The organism is Streptococcus sp. KHUD_013, assembly GCF_052588545.1.
This window is the reverse complement of the sequence record NZ_CP186264.1, coordinates 262,969-283,008: the sequence shown is the minus strand read 5'-3', so window position 1 is coordinate 283,008 and position 20,040 is coordinate 262,969. Positions and strand designations below refer to the sequence as shown.

18 protein-coding genes are annotated in these 20,040 nt (G+C 44.8%); 10 read left to right on the top strand and 8 right to left on the bottom strand.

Annotation, left to right across the window (positions count from 1 at the left end):
• Positions 1–149 precede the first annotated feature (149 nt).
• The 4 genes from ACOXXR_RS01235 (at position 150) to recD2 (ending at position 4,746) form a co-directional block, all read left to right on the top strand.
• Positions 150–629, top strand: a complete 480-nt coding sequence (locus ACOXXR_RS01235) for a glutathione peroxidase (RefSeq protein WP_223355745.1) — start codon at positions 150–152, stop codon at positions 627–629.
• 55 nt (positions 630–684) lie between these two features.
• Entirely contained in the window at positions 685–1,575 is an 891-nt protein-coding gene (rnhC, locus tag ACOXXR_RS01230) for a ribonuclease HIII (protein WP_445278581.1), read from the top strand.
• 3 nt (positions 1,576–1,578) lie between these two features.
• Positions 1,579–2,217, top strand: coding sequence for a signal peptidase I (gene lepB, locus ACOXXR_RS01225; protein ID WP_223355747.1), 639 nt, complete (start codon positions 1,579–1,581; stop codon positions 2,215–2,217).
• A 93-nt stretch (positions 2,218–2,310) separates the two neighbouring features.
• A complete protein-coding gene (recD2, locus tag ACOXXR_RS01220) occupies positions 2,311–4,746 on the top strand; it encodes an SF1B family DNA helicase RecD2 (protein WP_445278580.1) in 2,436 nt (811 codons plus the stop codon).
• Positions 4,747–4,774: 28 nt separating this feature from the next.
• Here recD2 and dinB read toward each other — a convergent pair whose 3' ends face one another.
• Positions 4,775–5,887, bottom strand: a complete 1,113-nt coding sequence (gene dinB / locus ACOXXR_RS01215; protein ID WP_445278579.1) for a DNA polymerase IV — start codon at positions 5,885–5,887, stop codon at positions 4,775–4,777.
• Between the two features lie 225 nt (positions 5,888–6,112).
• On the opposite strand from dinB, the gene pflB reads away from it, so the two are divergent.
• The 6 genes from pflB (at position 6,113) to ACOXXR_RS01185 (ending at position 12,920) form a co-directional block, all read left to right on the top strand.
• The gene (gene pflB / locus ACOXXR_RS01210) at positions 6,113–8,428 is read left to right on the top strand and encodes a formate C-acetyltransferase (RefSeq protein WP_023027276.1); all 2,316 of its coding nucleotides are present in this window, start codon (positions 6,113–6,115) and stop codon (positions 8,426–8,428) included.
• A gap of 140 nt (positions 8,429–8,568) precedes the next feature.
• Positions 8,569–9,327 (top strand): threonine/serine exporter family protein, encoded by a 759-nt coding sequence (locus ACOXXR_RS01205; protein ID WP_006595565.1) that lies wholly within the window; start codon positions 8,569–8,571, stop codon positions 9,325–9,327.
• A gap of 4 nt (positions 9,328–9,331) precedes the next feature.
• Positions 9,332–9,799, top strand: coding sequence for a threonine/serine exporter family protein (locus ACOXXR_RS01200; protein WP_023027277.1), 468 nt, complete (start codon positions 9,332–9,334; stop codon positions 9,797–9,799).
• Positions 9,800–9,905: 106 nt separating this feature from the next.
• Positions 9,906–10,136, top strand: coding sequence for a hypothetical protein (locus tag ACOXXR_RS01195; protein ID WP_023027278.1), 231 nt, complete (start codon positions 9,906–9,908; stop codon positions 10,134–10,136).
• Positions 10,137–10,480: 344 nt separating this feature from the next.
• Entirely contained in the window at positions 10,481–11,659 is a 1,179-nt protein-coding gene (locus tag ACOXXR_RS01190; protein ID WP_154857270.1) for a hydroxymethylglutaryl-CoA synthase, read from the top strand.
• On the top strand, positions 11,652–12,920 hold the full coding sequence (locus ACOXXR_RS01185; protein ID WP_125334964.1) for a hydroxymethylglutaryl-CoA reductase, degradative: 1,269 nt from the start codon (positions 11,652–11,654) through the stop codon (positions 12,918–12,920). Before ACOXXR_RS01190 ends, ACOXXR_RS01185 begins: the two co-directional genes overlap by 8 nt.
• 46 nt (positions 12,921–12,966) lie before the next feature.
• Here ACOXXR_RS01185 and fni read toward each other — a convergent pair whose 3' ends face one another.
• The 7 genes from fni to ACOXXR_RS01150 form a co-directional block, all read right to left on the bottom strand.
• Positions 12,967–13,983 carry a type 2 isopentenyl-diphosphate Delta-isomerase gene (fni, locus tag ACOXXR_RS01180; RefSeq protein ID WP_125334966.1) on the bottom strand — a complete coding sequence of 339 codons (1,017 nt, stop codon included), beginning with the start codon at positions 13,981–13,983 and terminating at the stop codon, positions 12,967–12,969.
• Complete coding sequence (locus ACOXXR_RS01175) at positions 13,961–14,986, bottom strand: phosphomevalonate kinase (RefSeq protein ID WP_023027282.1); 1,026 nt, start codon at positions 14,984–14,986, stop codon at positions 13,961–13,963. The genes fni and ACOXXR_RS01175 overlap by 23 nt, the downstream gene beginning before the upstream one ends.
• Positions 14,976–15,926 carry a diphosphomevalonate decarboxylase gene (gene mvaD / locus ACOXXR_RS01170; protein ID WP_445278578.1) on the bottom strand — a complete coding sequence of 317 codons (951 nt, stop codon included), beginning with the start codon at positions 15,924–15,926 and terminating at the stop codon, positions 14,976–14,978. The genes ACOXXR_RS01175 and mvaD overlap by 11 nt, the downstream gene beginning before the upstream one ends.
• A complete protein-coding gene (gene mvk, locus ACOXXR_RS01165; protein ID WP_048715759.1) occupies positions 15,908–16,786 on the bottom strand; it encodes a mevalonate kinase in 879 nt (292 codons plus the stop codon). The genes mvaD and mvk overlap by 19 nt, the downstream gene beginning before the upstream one ends.
• A gap of 120 nt (positions 16,787–16,906) precedes the next feature.
• Entirely contained in the window at positions 16,907–17,860 is a 954-nt protein-coding gene (locus ACOXXR_RS01160; protein WP_048715756.1) for a serine hydrolase domain-containing protein, read from the bottom strand.
• Positions 17,861–17,895: 35 nt separating this feature from the next.
• On the bottom strand, positions 17,896–18,630 hold the full coding sequence (locus ACOXXR_RS01155; RefSeq protein WP_048715754.1) for a CppA N-terminal domain-containing protein: 735 nt from the start codon (positions 18,628–18,630) through the stop codon (positions 17,896–17,898).
• Positions 18,631–18,735: 105 nt separating this feature from the next.
• Positions 18,736–20,013 carry an HdeD family acid-resistance protein gene (locus tag ACOXXR_RS01150; protein WP_023919173.1) on the bottom strand — a complete coding sequence of 426 codons (1,278 nt, stop codon included), beginning with the start codon at positions 20,011–20,013 and terminating at the stop codon, positions 18,736–18,738.
• Between the last annotated feature and the right edge of the window lie 27 nt (positions 20,014–20,040).

The window sequence follows — 20,040 nt, the reverse complement described above, 5'->3', positions numbered from 1 at the left end:
AAATCACCTCACGATATTATATCAAAATCTAGCCCGCTTGTCAGTAGGAAAATCCCCTTCCCATAGGAAATACTGGACACTAGGGCCACGGTTTAACTTTTTTCGACTCAAGCGTGATACAATAGAGAAAGTAGGAAAGGACGTGTAAAATGACTATCTATGATTTCACCGTAATGGCCCAAGATGGGAGCCCCTTCTCCCTTGAAGCATATCGAGGCCAAGTACTCCTCATCGTCAATACAGCAACTGGTTGCGGTCTGACGCCTCAATACCAGGGATTGCAAGAGCTCTATGAGCGCTACCATGACCAAGGATTTGAAATCCTTGACTTTCCATGCAATCAATTTATGGGCCAAGCACCGGGTAGTGCGGAGGAGATTAATCAATTTTGTAGCCTCCATTACCAAACCAGCTTCCCACGCTTTGCAAAAATAAAAGTCAATGGGAAAGAAGCCTGCCCCCTCTACCAATGGTTAAAAGAACAAGCTAGTGGTCCTTTGGGCTCCCGCATTGAATGGAATTTCGCCAAATTCTTGATCAATCGCCAAGGCCAAGTCATCCACCGCTTCTCTTCAAAAACTGATCCTCAAGCAATTGAAGCAAGCCTAAAAGAAGTTCTTTCAGACTAAATTCGGCTGGTCTTTTTCTGGCCTTTCATCTAGCTTTTATGATACAATAAGGGCTATGGAAACAATTACATTGTCCCCTCAAAACGAGGACATCCAAGCATTTGTTCGTCAGTACCAAGACCACCTGGCACCTTCAAAAAATCCATATATCCGTTATTTTTTCAAGGCACCTGGTGCAACCATTTCGATTTACACATCAGGAAAGGTTGTCCTACAAGGTAGTCAGGCGACGCGCTATGCTGCCTTCTTCGGTTACCAACAAGATTCGATAGACCAAGCAAGCCCAGGACAAGACTTTCCCTTAATCGGAACGGATGAAGTCGGAAACGGCTCTTACTTTGGAGGGCTTGCCGTCGTAGCTTCACTGGTCAGCCCGGAACAACATGCCCGCTTAAAAAGTCTAGGAGTTGGGGATTCTAAGACCTTGGATGATCGAAAAATTCGAGCTCTCGCACCGATCCTCAAAAAAGAAATCCCGCATCAGGCCTTACTGCTGACACCTAAAAAATACAATCAGGTCATCGCCTCTGGCTACAATGCGGTATCTGTCAAGGTTGCTCTTCACAATCAAGCCATTTTTTTGCTCTTGCAACAAGGGGCAAAAGCTCAAAAGATTGTAGTCGATGCATTTACGACCAAGAAAAACTATGATCGCTATGTTCAAGCAGAAGCGAATCAGGTCCCACAAGTCGTCACCCTAGAAGAGAAGGCCGAAGGAAAATACTTGGCAGTAGCTGTGAGTTCCATTATTGCCCGTGACCTCTTCCTCCAAAATCTGGAAGATTTGAGTCAAGAACTCGGCTATACCCTTCCTAGTGGAGCTGGTACGCCCTCAGATAAGGTAGCTGCTCAACTATTACAGGCCTATGGCATTCAAGCCCTTGACTACAGTGCCAAACTTCATTTTAAAAATACAGAAAAAGCAAAAAAATTGATAGAAAGATAAAGCATGAAACATTCAAAAAAATCAACTAATCCAGTCCGTTCTTTCCTGAAAGAATGGGCGCTCTTCGGCCTCATTATTGGAGTCATTATTCTCTCTCGTATTTATCTGTGGACGCCTGTCCGTGTCGATGGCCATTCTATGGATCCGACCTTGGCAGACAGTGAATACCTTCTCGTTATCAATAAACTGCCTATCGACCGTTTTGATATCGTAGTTGCTAGTGAAACAGAGAATGGAAAGACCAAAGAAATTGTCAAGCGGGTTATCGGTCTTCCAGGTGACACCATTCAATACGAGAACGATACCCTCTATATCAACGGAAAGAAGACAGATGAACCTTACTTGAAGGAATACATCAAGAAGTTTAAAGAAGATAAATTACAGTCCACCTACACTGGAAAAGGGTTTGAAGAAAATGGAGAGCTCTTCCGCCAAATGGCACAGATAGCCGAAGCTTTCACCGTTGATAAAGATGGAAGTGCGACCTTCACGAAAAAGCTCTTGGATGATGAGTATCTACTCCTTGGTGATGATCGAATCGTTTCAAAAGATAGCCGCCAGGTGGGGGCTTTCAAAAAGGAACAAATCAAAGGGGAAGCTGTCCTTCGCCTCTGGCCGCTCCTTCCATTCCAGACGTATTAACCCATGATGAGGTTGGGACTCTTGTTCCAATCTCTTTCAATATCTTCATGAGAGATAAGCTCTCTCAGACTTTTACTTAAAAGGAAACTCTGCATGGAATACTATTTCTCAGGAACCATTGAGCGGGTCATTTTTGAAAATCAAAGTAGTTTTTTCCGTATCTTATTGTTGGATATCAATGATACAGATGCAGAGGACTATGATGACTTTGAAATTATCGTTACTGGAACGATGGCAGATATCGTCGAAGGGGAAGATTATACCTTCTGGGGAGAGCTGGTCCATCATCCGAAATATGGCCAACAGTTGCAAATGAATCGCTATGAACGAGCCAAACCCACTAGCAAAGGCTTGGTGAAATACTTTTCTAGCGATCATTTTAAAGGGATCGGACTCAAAACGGCCCAAAAAATCGTGGATCTCTATGGTGAGGATACCATTGATAAAATTCTGCAAGCACCTGAAAAGCTAGCCTCTATCTCCGGACTTTCTAAAAAGAATCGCGAGGCCTTTGTCGAAAAACTACAGCTCAACTATGGTACGGAACGGGTCCTCGCCCAACTTGCTAACTATGGCATTCCTAATAAACTAGCCTTCCAAATCCAGGATTTCTACAAGGAAGAAACCTTGCAAATCGTCGAATCGGCTCCGTATCAACTGGTCGAAGATATTCAAGGAATGGGCTTTAAAATCGCCGACCAACTAGCAGAAGAATTAGGGATTGCCAGTGATGCTCCTGAACGCTTCCGAGCTGGACTAGTCCATAGTCTCTTAACCCTCTCCTTAGAAACAGGGGATACCTACGTTGAAGCCAAAGAATTGCTCCAGGCCACCATCCAACTCTTAGAAGCATCTCGTCCCGTTGAGCTCGATCCAGCCAGTGTTGCCCAAGAATTGGCCAGTCTCATCGAAGAAGACAAGGTGCAAAACATTGACACCAAGATTTTCAACAACAGCCTCTTCTTTGCGGAAGAAGGGATCCGCAGCCATATCGGTCGCCTGCTAGAAAAAGGAAAGCAAGAATCTTTCGACCCAGAAAAAATCGAACAAACGATTGATGACATTGAAGATGAACTCCACATTCACTACGACCCCATCCAACGGAAGGCTATCCGAGAAGCTATCCAGCAAAAGGTCTTTGTCCTTACAGGTGGACCAGGAACGGGGAAAACAACTGTTATCAATGGGATCATCGGGACCTATGCCCGCCTGCACCAATTAGACCTTCGCAAGAAATCTCAATTACCAATCCTCTTAGCTGCTCCAACCGGTCGAGCAGCCCGTCGAATGAGTGAACTGACGGGTCTTCCGAGCGCCACCATTCATCGTCACTTAGGAATGACGGGAGACGACGACACGAGTCACTTGGACGATTATCTCGATGCGGATTTTATCATTGTCGATGAATTCTCTATGGTGGATACTTGGCTGGCCAATCAGCTGCTCAGCAACATCTCCTCCAATACCAAACTCTTAATTGTTGGTGATGCTGATCAGCTTCCTTCTGTGAGTCCTGGACAAGTCTTGTCCGATCTCCTACAGATCCCAATCATTCCTCAAGTCAAACTGGAACACATCTTCCGTCAAAGTGAAGATTCGACCATCGTCACTTTGGCCAGTCAGATTCGTAAAGGCCACCTGCCTTCAGATTTCACAGAGAAAAAACCTGATCGTTCCTACTTTGAAGCGCCGAGTGAGCTCATCGCTCCCATGATTGAAAAAATCACCAGCGCTGCCCTTCGCAACGGCATTCCGGCCCGAGACATCCAGGTCCTCGCTCCGATGTATCGAGGTTCTGCAGGCATTGACCAGGTTAACAGTCTCATGCAAGAGCTTCTCAATCCATTGGAAACGGATGCTCTATTCTTTCAAGCACTGGACTGCCAGTATCGAAATGGTGACAAGGTCATCCACCTGGTCAATGATGCCGAAAGCAATGTCTTTAACGGAGATATTGGCTACATCACCGACCTCTTGCCAGCTAAGTATACCGAATCCAAACAAGATGAACTCACCATCCAGTTTGACGGCAATGAATTGGTCTACCCCCGCAATGAATGGTACAAGATTCGCCTGGCCTATGCCATGAGTATCCATAAGTCTCAAGGGAGTGAATTCCCTGTTGTCATCCTTCCCTTGACCAATCAGAGTCGACGCATGCTCCAACGCAATCTGATCTACACGGCCATCACCCGTTCCAAAAGCAAGCTCATTCTCCTAGGAGAATACACCGCATTTGACTTTGCGACAAAGAATACTGGAACTGCTCGCAAAACCTATCTGATTGAGCGTTTTTCGGATGGAACCCCTCAAGGTAGAGACTCTTCCTTACAGAGTCCTGTCCATCTGGAAGAGCCTATTAAAAAAACTGAGCCCCAAAGGGAGCTCCTCTCAGTTGAAAACCGCTCTGACTCACCTGCTTCCCAAACTCCTCAACAAGGCTATCGATTAACAGAGGACAATTACTTGACTATTGATCCTATGATTGGCCTCACAGAGGAAGAAATTCAACAGTTCTTCAAAAACTAGCTAAAAATTCCCCGTAGGTCAAGTATACCTACGGGGTTTCTTCTATTAGAAATCCTTCATATGATTCCTGAGACTCGGAAGAAAAATTAGTGAGGGTCACCCCTAAAAGGCGAATACCTGAGGAGTTACTTTCTAGGCTCTGGTAGAGCTCCTGGGCTACTCTTTGAATGACTTCTGGGTCTCTGGTTGCTTCTTCTAAACTTCGTCTCTTGGTCAGGGTCGTAAAATCGGCATAACGAATCTTGAGCACCAAGGTCTTGCCGGTTTTCTGATGCTTGGCCAAGCTGTTCGCTACCTTTTCAGATAGGTTGGCTAGTTCTTTTAGCACATCATCCTCGGCCACCAGCAATTTTCGATAGGTGCGTTCCTTCCCAATGGACTTGCGAATGCGATTGCTCTTAACCGGACTATTATGAATCCCCCGAGCCTTTCGATAGAGATCAAAACCAAAGCGACCAAAGTGATCGATGAGAGTCATTTCCGGCACTTCTAAGAGATCTGCACCAGTATAAATTCCCAAATCATGAAGTCGCTCCACTGTCCGCTTTCCCACACCATGAAACTTAGCTACATCCAGCTGACTTAAAAAGTCTTGAGCTTGCTCGGGTAAAATGACGGTCAGTCCTCGAGGCTTCTGGTAATCACTGGCAATTTTTGCAAGAAACTTATTGTAGGAAACTCCAGCAGAAGCAGTTAGGTGCAATTCATTCCAAATATCATGCTGAATCAAGCGAGCTACCTTGACAGCAGACTGAAGACCAAGCTTATTGTTGGTCACATCCAGATAGGCTTCATCAATGCTCATGGGCTCAATCAGATCGGTGTAGCGTTTAAATATTTCTCTGACTTGGAGACCGACAGCCTGGTACTTCTCGTAGTTGCCAGGGATGAAAACTGCCTGAGGACACCGTTCATAGGCCTCTTTGGAACTCATAGCCGAATGGACCCCATATTTTCTGGCTTCGTAATTGCATGTCGATACCACTCCTCTTCCGCCAGACAAACGAGGATCATGGCCAATGATGACAGGCTTTCCCTTCAATTCAGGATGGTCGCGCTCTTCAACGGACGCAAAAAAGGCATCCATATCGATATGAATGATTTTACGACTCGTATCATTTACTAAAGGAAATATGAGCATGGGCAACCTCCTCTTTCATTATATCCCTATCACCGATTTTTTCCTACTAATTTTTACTTTCCTCAAGACAAAAATATAATACAGTTTATTCATCTGTGCTGTTCTGTATTATAAAAGAATCCAAAATCTTTTTGCTATTCCCTTTGTGAAACCGATTTCTATGTGGTATACTACTATTGTAAGTGCAACAGATTTGTTGCTAGAAAGATATAAGAGGATTTAAACATGGTTGTTAAAACAGTTGTTGAAGCACAAGACATTTTTGACAAAGCCTGGGAAGGCTTCCAAGGGGAAGACTGGAAAGAAAGAGCCAGCGTCTCACGCTTTGTACAAGCTAACTACACTCCTTATGATGGAGACGAAAGCTTCCTAGCTGGACCAACTGAACGTTCTCTTCACATCAAGAAGATTGTTGAAGAAACAAAAGCACACTACGAAGAAACTCGTTTCCCATACGATACTCGTCCAACTTCTATCGCTGATATCGCAGCTGGATACATCGACAAAGAAAACGAAGTGATCTTCGGTATCCAAAACGATGAATTGTTCAAATTGAACTTCATGCCTCGTGGTGGTATCCGTATGGCGGAAACTACTTTGAAAGAAAATGGATATGAGCCAGATCCAGCTGTGCATGAAATCTTCACTAAATATGTAACAACAGTTAACGACGGTATCTTCCGTGCTTATACTACAAACATCCGTCGTGCACGTCACGCTCACACAGTAACTGGTCTTCCAGATGCATACTCACGTGGACGTATCATCGGGGTTTATGCTCGTTTGGCCCTTTACGGAGCTGACTACTTGATGGCTGAAAAAGCAAACGACTGGAATGCGATCACTGAAATCGATGAAGAATCAATCCGTCTTCGTGAAGAAGTAAACCTTCAATACCAAGCACTTCAAGAAGTTGTTAAATTGGGTGACCTTTATGGTGTAGACGTACGTCGTCCTGCCTTCGATACAAAAGAAGCAATCCAATGGACAAACATCGCCTTCATGGCTGTCTGCCGTGTGATCAACGGTGCTGCTACTTCTCTTGGACGTGTGCCAATCGTTTTGGACATCTACGCTGAACGTGACTTGGCTCGTGGTACTTACACTGAGTCTGAAATCCAAGAATTCGTTGATGATTTCGTTATGAAATTGCGTACTGTTAAATTTGCTCGTACAAAAGCTTACGACCAATTGTACTCAGGTGACCCAACCTTCATCACAACTTCTATGGCTGGTATGGGTAACGACGGACGTCACCGTGTTACGAAGATGGACTTCCGTTTCTTGAACACTTTGGACAACATCGGTAACTCTCCAGAACCAAACTTGACAGTTCTTTGGACTGACAAATTGCCATACAGCTTCCGTCGCTACTGTATGCATATGAGCCACAAACACTCTTCTATCCAATACGAAGGTGTAACTACTATGGCTAAAGACGGATACGGTGAAATGAGCTGTATCTCATGTTGTGTATCTCCACTTGACCCAGAAAATGAAGAACAACGCCACAACATCCAGTACTTCGGTGCTCGTGTAAACGTGCTTAAAGCTCTTCTTACTGGTTTGAACGGTGGTTACGACGACGTTCATAAAGACTACAAAGTATTTGACATCGATCCTATCCGTGACGAAGTTCTTGAATTCGAATCTGTTAAAGCAAACTTCGAAAAATCACTTGACTGGTTGACTGACACTTACGTAGATGCTTTGAACATCATCCACTACATGACTGATAAGTACAACTACGAAGCTGTTCAAATGGCCTTCTTGCCAACTCACCAACGCGCAAACATGGGATTCGGTATCTGTGGATTCGCTAACACTGTTGATACTTTGTCAGCAATCAAATACGCTACTGTTAAACCAATCCGTGACGAAGATGGCTACATCTACGATTACGAAACAATCGGTGAATACCCACGTTGGGGTGAAGATGACCCACGTTCTAACGAATTGGCAGAATGGTTGATCGAAGCTTACACTACTCGTCTTCGCAGCCACAAACTTTACAAGAACGCTGAAGCTACAGTTTCACTTTTGACTATCACTTCTAACGTTGCTTACTCTAAACAAACTGGTAACTCACCAGTCCACAAAGGGGTATTCCTCAACGAAGATGGTTCTGTGAACACAAGCAAATTAGAATTCTTCTCACCAGGTGCTAACCCATCTAACAAAGCGAAAGGTGGATGGTTGCAAAACTTGAACTCACTTGCTAGCCTTGACTTTGGTTACGCAGCTGACGGTATCTCATTGACAACTCAAGTATCACCACGTGCTCTTGGTAAAACTCGTGACGAACAAGTAGACAACTTGGTAACTATCCTTGATGGATACTTCGAAAACGGTGGACAACACGTTAACTTGAACGTTATGGACTTGTCAGACGTTTACGAAAAGATCATGAGCGGTGAAGATGTTATCGTTCGTATCTCTGGATACTGTGTAAACACTAAATACCTCACTCCAGAACAAAAAACTGAATTGACACAACGTGTCTTCCACGAAGTTCTTTCTATGGATGATGCATTGAGCTAAGATTCAAATAGATTTTTCAAACCAGTCGGAAACGGCTGGTTTTTTCTTGTCCTGTCTTGACTAAATCCGTGGTAACACTAGTACAAATCAGTGAAATTTTGATATAATGGAAGCAATCTATTAACAGAACAGGAAGAACAATGGAAGCGTCTAAAGATATGGACCGCGTGATTGATGTCCTCATGTTGGCAGGAACCCTCCTTTTAGAGAGTGGTTCTGAAATCCATCGAGTGGAGGATACCATGATCCGGATTGCTCATTCTCAAGGAATCGATGATTGCAATGCCTTAGCGATGCCAGTCGCTATTTTCTTTTCAATCGAAAATGCCAATATCACGCGGATGAAGCGGATCCTGCGGACCAATTACAATATCGAGAAGGTCTGTGATGTCAATCAGATTTCTCGCCAATTAGTCTCTGGGCACATCAATCTCGAAGAAGCCTACCAAGCCTTGAGCCAATTGAAACAGAAAGCAGTCCCTTATACCAATCTGCAGTTAACCATCGCGGCTACTCTTAGTGCCCCTTTTTTCTCTATTATGTTTGGCGGGAATTTTTATGATGCGATTGGAGCAGGTATTGCGACCGTCTTTGCCTTTGCTTTCTCTCTAGTAGTTGAGAAATACGTGCGCATCCCTTTTGCCACTGCTTTTGCAGCAGCCTTTGTCTTTGGCTTTTTGGCCCATATTTGGTCTCAATATAGTGGTTTTCCTTCCAATACTGATCTCATTATTGCCGGTTGTGTCATGCCTTTCGTTCCTGGGATTGCCATGACCAATGCCGTCAGGGATCTGATGAACAACCACCTCAACTCTGGGATGAGTAAACTCTTTGAGACCCTGCTCATTACTCTTGCCCTTGGTGCCGGAACGACCGTCGCTCTTGTCCTTATGAAATAGAATCATGAATCTAATCGAATTTTTAATCCAAGCGGTGGCTAGTTTGATTGCCATCATCACTTTTTTAATCGTCCTCAACGTGCAACGCTCGATGTTAGTCCCTGGAGGAGTTCTAGGAATGGCTATCTGGTTGCTCTACTATATCTTGAAAGGACCTACCAATGTTATTGTCGCGACGTTTATTGCAGCGATTGTGGGTTCTTGTATCAGTCAAATTTTAAGTATTATCTATAAGACACCTGTCGTTGTCTTTATGCTGGCTATTCTTGCTCCCTTGGTTCCTGGATATATTTCCTATCGGACCACCTCCTTCTTTGTTAGCGGCCAATATCGGCAAGCCATGACCAGCGTAACCTTGGTGGTTATTCTAGCCTTGGTCATCTCTATCGGGATGGCTAGCGGGTCTGTCGTCTTGAAACTCTACCATTCTTATCAACGCCATCAAAAAAGAAAAATGACCAATGCCAACTAGCATTGGTTTTTCAAAACTTATCTATGTAATCGCTTGCATTTTTATTTAAAAGGAGTACAATGATAGTGAAAAAACAAATCCTTTAAAGTATGCGAGGTGCTGTATGATGCTAAACAAGTATATCAAGTATCTTCCTTGGATGATCCTAGGAGCCCTCCCCTCCTATCAATCAGCGACTATCTATGCCCGTAATTCATTTGACTTGTTCTATCTGACCTTGAACTTTCTGATTGTATACATCGCTTTAATCGTCTTCTACGAAAATGTTCTAAGAGACAAATGCAAAGAACTCTTCATACGGGTTATGAGTAACCCTAAGAAAGATAAGCAAGCATAAGAGTTGAAGTGAGTGGGACAGAAATCGGTAATTCGTTAGAATTCGATTTCGTCGTCCCACCTCCGCACAGTTGAGTAGGGCTGTAAAAGCTGATGAATTCAGCGTAGTAGAGCCCACTCAACCACTGCGTCTTGCTCGACAATCCAAAGACAATTGAGAGGCTAGGACTTTTGTCCCAGCCTTTTTTGTTTTTCGTCCTCTTTTTTTCAAAAAATCCCCTTGCCCAACTCGGTCCTAAGAATGATTTCCAGACTGTTCTGGCTTTTTCAAGGGAGTTTTGCTCTCAAATATGGTAAAATAGTAACGAAATATACTAGTAGATATCAAATTAAAAGAGGTTATTTATGACAATCGGTATTGATAAGATTGGATTTGCGACCAGCCAGTATGTCTTGCGCTTAAGTGAGCTAGCGGCTGCTCGAAATACTGATCCAGAAAAACTCAGTAAAGGGCTCTTATTGAAAGAACTGAGTATTGCCCCTATTACAGAGGATATCGTCACACTTGGAGCAAGTGCCAGCCATAGTATTTTAACCGAAGAAGAAAAAGAAGAAATTGATATGGTCATCCTTGCGACCGAGTCAGGAATTGACCAGAGTAAGGCTGCTGCTGTTTTCGTTCACGGTCTCCTAGGAATCCAACCCTTTGCTCGGAGCTTTGAAATGAAGGAAGCCTGCTATGCTGCAACGGCCGCTTTGGACTATGCTAAACTTCATGTTGAAAAGTTCCCACAGAGCAAGGTCTTGGTCATTGCCAGCGATATTGCAAAATATGGGATCGACACCCCTGGAGAACCGACTCAAGGAGCTGGATCTGTCGCTATGCTAGTGACGCAGAACCCACGTATCCTAGCCTTTAATGATGATAATGTAGCTCAGACCCGTGACGTCATGGATTTCTGGCGTCCTAACTATTCCAGCACTCCCTTTGTCAATGGGATTTATTCGACCCAACAGTACTTGGATTGCCTGAAAACAACTTGGACAGAGTATCAAAAACGAACTGGCTTAACCTTGGATGATTTTGCGGCGGTCTGCTTCCACCTTCCTTATCCCAAGCTCGCCCTCAAGGGCTTAAAAAAGATTCTTGACAAGAGTCTTTCTCCTGAGAAACAAGCCCAATTGCAATACAATTTTGAACAATCCATTCTCTACAGCCAAAAGGTTGGGAATATCTATACAGGTTCCCTCTTCCTAGGTTTGCTTTCTCTCTTAGAGAATCAGCCTCAACTAGTGGCTGGCGACCGCATCGCCCTCTATGGATATGGAAGTGGCGCAGTCGCTGAAATTTTTAGTGCTCACTTAGTCGAAGGATTTGAGCAAATGCTCCATCCAAATCGTATGGCAGAATTGGATCAGCGAAAAGCTCTTACGATTGCCGAATATGAGAAGATCTTCTTTGAAGAGGCACAATTAGATGCTGAAGGCAATCAAACCTTCCAAGGTTACCAAGATCAAACCTATGCCTTATCAGAAATCAACGAACACCAACGAACCTATGTAAAGGTAGAACACCATGGTTAAATTAACTGGTTTTTCAAAAGCAAGTCCAGCAGAGCGCATCGAGAAACTGGCTCAGGCCGGACTCCTTTCAGAAGAAGGACTACAAACAGTAAGGGACAATGACACATTGCCCCTTTCTCTTGCCAATGAAATGGTCGAAAATGTCCTCGGCACCTTAGCCTTGCCCTTTGGTATAGCTCCTGGCTTCCAGATAGATGATCAGGAAATTCAGGTCCCAATGGTGACGGAAGAACCCTCTGTCATTGCTGCTGCTTCTTATGCTGCAGGGTTGATCAAGCGTTCAGGTGGGTTTCAGACCCAGGTTCACAAGCGTCAAATGATTGGGCAAGTGGCTCTCTATGATGTCAGCAATAAAGAAAAGGCCAGTCAGGCGATTACAGAAGCTAAAGAAGAACTGCTCCAACTGGCCAATCAAGCCTATCCTTCCATCGTTAAACGGGGAGGTGGGGCACGAGATCTCTGGACAGAGGTGAAAGGTGACTTTCTCATTTGCTACCTATCCGTTGATCCAAAAGAAGCCATGGGGGCTAACATGCTCAACACCATGTTGGAAGCTCTGGTCGACCCTTTAGAAGAGTTATCCGGGGGCCAAGGCTTAATGGCTATTTTGTCCAACCTAGCAACAGATGCCCTCGTCACTGCAAGGTGTCACATAGACTACCGCTTTCTCAGTCGTGATCCCAAGGAAGCTGCCGAAATTGCTCAGAAAATAGCTCTGGCCAGTCAATTAGCGGCTGTTGATCCTTATCGAGCAGCGACTCACAACAAGGGAATTTTCAATGGCATCGATGCTGTCGTCTTAGCAACTGGAAATGACTGGCGGGCGATTGAAGCAGGTGGCCATACCTATGCCAGTCGATCCGGACAAGCTCTAGGACTATCTAACTGGATGGATCATCCAGAACAGCAAGTCCTAGAAGGTCAGCTGACCCTTCCCATGCCTATCGCTACCAAGGGAGGCTCCATCGGACTCAATCCAAGTGTTCAAGTGGCTCATGAACTACTTGGAAATCCTGACGCCCAGACTCTTGCACGGATTATTGTATCCGTTGGCCTAGCTCAAAACTTTGCAGCGCTTAAGGCCTTGGTCAGCACCGGTATTCAACATGGGCATATGAAACTCCAGGCTAAGTCACTCGCCCTACTTGCTGGAGCTACTCCGTCAGAGGTGGCTCCGGTGGTGCAAGCATTGCTAGAGGACAAACCCTTTAACCTGGAAAAAGCCCAAGCTGTTTTAGAGGAAATTCGTCAAAGTAAGTAAAAAATCCTTCCGTGTAAACGGAGGGATTTTTGCTAGTTTCTTCAAGTTAATCATGGATGGAAGAGATTTGTTCGTGTCCTTCTTTTACTCGTCCGTAAAGAATATAGGGAACCTTTCTTAAATCGGCAATTGTCTGACAAGAAAGGGCACACATAATCAGGCGTAAATCCTCTTTCCAAGCATTGACTTGGGCGATGGCCTCGTCAATCGGCTTTGTCTCTACCAATTCTAAAATGGTCCGAGAAAGACCGACCCCCTTGGCTCCTAGAACCAGTGCCTTGATCATATCCAAGGGATGACGAACGCCACCAGAGGCGAGAACCTCGACCTGATCCATCAGTGGTTGAGCCCCAAGTAGGGCTTGGACCGTTGTTTGTCCCCAGTCATTGAGATAGGAGCGATTGCCTCCCCGACGGTTTTCGATATAGGCAAAACTGGTCCCACCTCTACCAGAAATATCAACTGTCCTGACACCTAGTTCGATAGCTCTTTGGATAGTTCCGGCATCCATACCAAAACCGACCTCTTTTAGCACCAAGGGCACTGGAAGTTGCTTTGCATAACCTGCTAAATGGCCTTGCCAGTTTCTAAAGCTTCGTTCCCCTTCGGGCATGAGAAGCTCCTGCATGAGGTTGACATGGAGTTGGAGAAAGAGGGGCTGGGTCTCTTCAATCGTCTGTATGCCCAATTCAAGCGGTTTGTCAATCCCGATATTGGTCGCAAAGAGTAGGTCCGGATGAAGGTCCTTGACTCGATAGGAGCTATCCTGAGGATCCTTCAAAGCTGCACTATAAGAACCTGTCACAAAGAGAATACCACAGGCTTCTGCCACCTGGGCCAACTTCCGATTGATTTCTCCCCCCTTGGCACTGCCACCTGTCATGGCATTGATATAAAAAGGGTAGTCCCAATCACGACCCGCAAAATGAGTTGTCAAGTCCACCTCATCTAAATCGATAGTTGGTAAAGAGGAATGAATCAACTCAACCTCATCAAAGCTATTGTAACCCGGAGTTTGTTCCAAGGCCAAACGAATATGTTCATCCTTTCGGTTGGTCGTCATACTCTCCCATCCTTTCTGAATATAATAAATCAATCCCTGCTTCTTGCCAGCGTCTGACGATTTCTTGGGCAGCAGCCTCCTCAAATGCGAGGGCGATTCCACAATCTCCTCCTCCAGCGCCACTGGATTTTGCAATGACCTTTAACCCCTCTTCTGCCCTCTTTAATTGGGCTAGTTTTTTGGTATAAATTACCTCATTAAGAGATAGAAGTAAGTCACTAGCCCGACCGATAGAGGACCAGGCTAAGTCTCTGTCTGCTTCTTGAAAGGCCACTAAGAGGTCTTGTACAGCCTGCTCCGTCCCCTCTAAGAAGACAGGATCAATAGCTGAACGAACCTGGTTAATCAAGTCCCTTGAAATAGCAGGTTCTTGGGTCCAACCCACTAAAAAAGTATAGGACAACTGAGGGGAAAGAGGCCGGATTTCATATCCCCAATCAAGGGCTAAGACCTGGTCCAGATCCTGATCTTGTAATTGATCAGCCAGCGCCCGTCTGTCAAAAGAGCGGTAGCTAACCAAGCCTTCATAGGCAATACAAGCTAGGTCTCCCATTGACCCATTGTCACCACGCTGAATCAAGACCAAACAGGCCAAACGAAAGAGCAAGTCTGCAGGCAGGGGGAAATCATAAAGAGCTGCCATGGCTTTGAGGGTCAACAAGACCACACTGCCACTAGAGCCAATTCCGAATTTCTTACCCTCTCGCTCAAATTTCCCCCCAATACGTAAATCAAAGGGAGAAATCGCTACTCCTTGTGACTGGAGGTAGGCGTTCATCAGATGCACGGTTTCTTGGATCAATGCATAGTCCGTATTCGGAGTCAAATCAACCGCAAAAGGAAACATGTCCGACTGAATCCGATAAGTAGATGCTGGTTGGATTTCTGCCTGCATGTAAATAGGGATAAACTGAATGATGGCTGTTTGTCCAGGAGTTAAGATAGAATATTCCCCAGCGACATACAGCTTCCCACCTGCACGAACTTCTTTCTTAATCTTCATGGGATAAATCCTTGGTCTTGGAGACAATGATACGGTAGTCTTGTTCAAAAAGTGGAACCAATTGGTCCAGATCCTCTTCTAGACAGAGAACCTTCACATTCGGACCTGCATCCATGGTGAAGTAGCAACGTTTCCCTTCTTCACGAAGAGAGCGCACGAACTCCATGGCCTCGTAGCTCTTATCCGTCAAATAGGAAAAGGCTGGACTTGCAGTCTTGGTTGTAGAATGCATGAGAAGAGCATTCCGTTCGGTCAATTCCCCTACTTTTTCAAAATCATTGTCCTTCAGGTAACCCAGCATATCTTGGTAATCCCGGGCTGACTGGCGGATCCATTCTTGGAAATTGGTAGAGGTTTCCGTGCACCGTTTCATCCCTTCCCGACTAGAAAGAATTTTTTGTTGGTCGTTTAACACTAGCATGATCATAGCCAGTTTGAGGTCCGTTTCCACCTGGTAAATTTCCCCAGTATCCTTGTCCCAAGCAGCTAAGGGGCCAAAGAAGGAACGAGAAGACGAACCGGAGGCAAACTTAGCCGCTTGAGCTTGTTCTGCCTGCGTCATTCCCAGTTGGTAATAGCGATTGCAGGCTTTTACCAAGGCAGATAAGCCACTGGAACTAGAAGAAAGTCCTGCAGCTGTCGGCATGTTGTTGCTGGTATCAACCCGCACAAAGCCTGTTTCCCCTTCTGGTTTAAAGCGGTCGATGACTGCTCCAATCTTGGCCTGCTCCGCTTCATTTTGGAAGACCCCATCTATGTAGAAGGCATGGGCCTTGGCCTCGGCACCCAAAGGACTGAGACGCGTCTCTGTATACATATTTTCCAATGTCAAGGAAATGGAACTAGTTGATGGCACCATGGCTTCACTGTTTTCCTTGCCCCAATACTTAATAATGGCGATATTGGCATACGATTTCACGCTTACAGGCTTTCGATCCATAACTCCTCCACTCCTTTATTTTTTAGTTCTTTTGCGATGATTTCTGCTTGTTCCTGGTCTGCAGCAAGGGCAATGATACAACCACCGAGCCCACCACCGCTCATTTTGGCTCCCAAGGCTCCACTCGCTAATGCTAGTTCCACCAGTTGATCCGCTTCTGGACAACTCACTCCCACTGCCTGCAAATGATGATGGCAGTCTGTTAAGATACGTCCCAAGGTGGGAGCATCTTTTTGAGCAAGGGCTTTTTCTGCCTGCTCGGTGAGGAGGCCGATTTCATGGAAACTAGCAAGGGCCACTGTTCCCAAGTCCTTGACTTTTTGAATGGCTTCTTTGGTATGGCCATGGATACCTGTATCTGCAATGACCAGCTTGGCACCTAAATCAACTTCTAACTCACTAAAACCGACGTTGCGAATGAATTTAATCGGCTGATCACTTAGGCAAGTCTTGGCATCCAGCCCACTTGGATTCATATGGGCAATCATTTCTGCTCGATTAACCAAGATTTCCAAGGTTTCTTGACTCAAATCCCGCTTGAAATAATCAAAGACTGCCCGAATTGCCGCGATACTGACAGCAGCCGAGGAGCCCATCCCCCGCTGAGCTGGAATCATGGAGTCAATCCGGCAAGCGATGGCTGCCTTCTCAATCCCCAAATACTCTAAGGAAGCGTAGACGGCCATCGATAAGCTGTCATTCTCAAAAAGGACCCACGGACGCTCCGCAGGTACAATCTGACAAGTGACCTGAATGTGAAGGAGGGGCAGGGCAATAGCTGGATAGCCATAAACAACCGCATGCTCACCTATTAAAATAATCTTGCTATGTGCCTGGCCGACACCTATCGATTTCGTCATACGTCTCTCAGTTATCTTCATTCTTTTCTGCTATAGATTGCTAGATACAATCTTCTCTCCTTCCATTTTAATATAAATAAAGAAAAAAAGCGATGGCTAAACCACGCTTCTTTCTCCGTCTTAGGAAGGATTTTTACTGGTCCCTTCCATTTCTGTTTTGATGAGCTCCATGAGTTGATTCCGATCTAGGATCCATTGGGCCCGCTCATCTTTTTCATAGGTCCGATTGGATAAGAAAACAGCTGCCAACTGGAGCTTACGATTATAGAGAAGGAAGGTTCCTGTATAACCTGTATGGTCCAACCAGTCTCCTTCCAGATTCCAGGCCAGAGAGCGCGTCTTTCCTTCTTCTAAAGCATAGTTCTGGGAAAGGATTTCTGCAAAAGGATCCTGTAAATAATGCTCCAGGAAAATTTCCATATCTCTAATGGTCGAAAACAGACCTGCACTTCCGGCATGGACTCCCAGTACACGCGCTTTCGGATCATGGACGACGCCAGCTGGAACGCCACGAAGGGTTGGCACCGCTTGAGAAACCGGACCAAAAGTAGTCTCCTTCATTTGCCAAGGTGTAAAAACTTGCTCCTGAAAAATCTGGGCCAAATCCTGACCAAACCACTTCTCCAGAAGAAAGCCCAACAAAAGAAAATTGACATCTGTATAGTGGAACTGGCGATTGTCCTTGAGCTTCAAACGGTGCAGGGCTTCTTTTAAGCCCTCAGCATCCAAGTCATCTCGTCCGGGGATGAAAGGATCCAAACCAGAAGTATGGGTCAAGAGCTGACGGATGGTCACCTCTGCCTGCTCCATATCCGGATAGTAGGAAGCTAAGGGACGATCGATATCGATTTTCCCTTGTTGGACCAGAAAAGCAAGAACCGTTCCAACTCCGACGACCTTACTCACACTGGCCAAATCATAGGTCAAGCCGGCAATAACTGGCTCTTGCTTGGCTGGATCAGCCAGTCCCAAGTAATACTCCTGCCAGCTTCCCTTCTGATAGAGAGCAAGAGAGGCACCTGGGTAGATGCCTGCTCCTATTTGCTCTTGAATTTTTTGGATGATTTTTTCCATTTTTCTTCACTCATTTCAATCAGCCAAAGACTTGCTTAGGCTTCGAACCACCATTCAATCTTGCTTGGATCCTCAACCAAGACAAATTGTTGCCTTTTTGGTACAAAAGTTACCTGATCTCCAAAGCAGGAGGCTAGTTCACTTGCTACAAATGGCTCTAAAATGACCTTGACCTGACAAAGGTCCCAAGTCTGTCCATTTGCTAGTGTAAGGTCCGGACCATCTGATGCTTCTAACTCTAAATAATCTTCTAAGCCAGGTAGTTGTTGATAGAAAGCTGTAGAAGTCTCTACATTAGGTACTCGAAGCACCATCTTTTCTACGAAAAACTCCGTCAAGGTTGTAAACTCTTCATTCGCTTGAAAATCTGGAACTTCCTCAATTTCAGTTAAACTGCCCACTTGCTCTTCCGCATGGAGCAAGATACGATCTCCTTCTGGCGAAAGGGCTTCAAAGGCATAGCCATTTTTTCCTTTAAAGAGGCGATCAACTTGATGTCCACGAGCCAGAAGCCACTCAATTTCTTGTGGGTTGGTCACGCGAATCTTTAAGCAAGCCAGGCGTTTTGGGCCCTCCACCTTGCGGGTTCTCATACTAGGGGATTCCTCTAAATAGAGGCGATCTGTCTTCGATTGATCTCCAAGGGATAATAAAGCCCCATCTTCCAACAGGGTTTTCATTCCTAAGACCTTTTCAAAAAATTCTTGATTGACATTTCGATTGTTTGTTTTTAATACAGGTGAAATACTACTAATCTTATTTATGCACATAATTCCTCCAAGTCTTTTATATTTTAAAAGATTTTCTTTTTTTTTACAAGAAATCTTGTGCAAAAAAGACAGATTTTTCAAAAATAAAAATCTGTCTTTCTTTTTTTAGTATACTGTTCGTGTATGGACCCGCCCGTTTGGAGCTTCAAATTCGTATTCTAAGTAATCCTGATAGGTCCCTGGTGCAATCACTCCACGCACATCTAATACAGCCGTTCCTGCCTGTCCCACAATGGAATCTGCTAACAGGCAGCAATTAGTAGACAGAACAAAGTAAGATTTAAAACGCGAAGAAGTAAATTTATATAGCTCAGCCCCTAAATCATATTTCAATTTGTAAGCGTAGGTCGGCTGACCGTCTTCCAGTAACCTCCTAGGTGGATCCCAAGGTTCTAACAACTGATCAATTTCAGCTAGACGCTTCTCTACTGCCTGATTCTCTTCTTCGGTAAGGGATAGGCTGTAGCCAAACAGCGTCTTTTGACTCTCTTTTTTACATAGTTCGATGTATGGTTCCTTATCCACTTTAAACAGTACGCCATCCCCAATCGTCCCAAATAGACGCTCTGAAAAGGGATCGTAACTTCCGTAAGAAATGACCTTCCCCTGATAACAAATATCTACATGCCCAATCGCTCCAAATAAGTTGCTGTCAGAAGTATGAACCAAAATTTCTAATTCCCTTGCCTCTTCTTCTTTTTTCACCAATCGATAAGGGCCTGTGTGTCCCGCCGAGCTCCCTTTTTGAAGAAACTGGTTAAACCGTTTTAACTCCTTAGCAGGGATAAAGGCTGCAAAGATAACCGGTAGGCTAATACGAAAGCGACGTTTTAACTCTTGGCCTTGTTGGTCTTTGTCAAATAAAATACCATCTCGAATATTAGAAATCCCCAACAAGACCAGATAAGCCCCCAAGAGGATAAATTGGAAGTGCCCATCTGAACCAGGTTCCAAGACAGTTGCTAGACCAAGCCCACCGTTTAAAAGCGCATCCCATAAATAGAGCCAGCCTCCTTTTACCCGATTGGCCTTATAAAGCCAAAATGTGATCCCATAGACAATGGCACTCCCCAACTGATATGCCCCTAAACAAATCACAACTAAGTTTACGGGCAGACTACTCAGTCGATTCAACCAGATCAACGCAAGTGAAAGAAAAATAAACCAAATAGAGTGGCTATAGGAAATAGACTTGCTACGTAACAAAAAGCGAAGAAGAAAGCTTCCTAGTCCATCAACTAAAAAGTAAATGGCTAATAGATCCAAGGAAAATTTGGTGAAACCAACGCCGTTTCGAAAAATGAGAATCCCAAAAATGACGGCAAGAACCCCAAACAATAAGGTCCGTCTTCTTGCAACTTGTTCAAAAGATATTTTTTTCAATATTCCTTCTCCTTATAGACGAAAGGT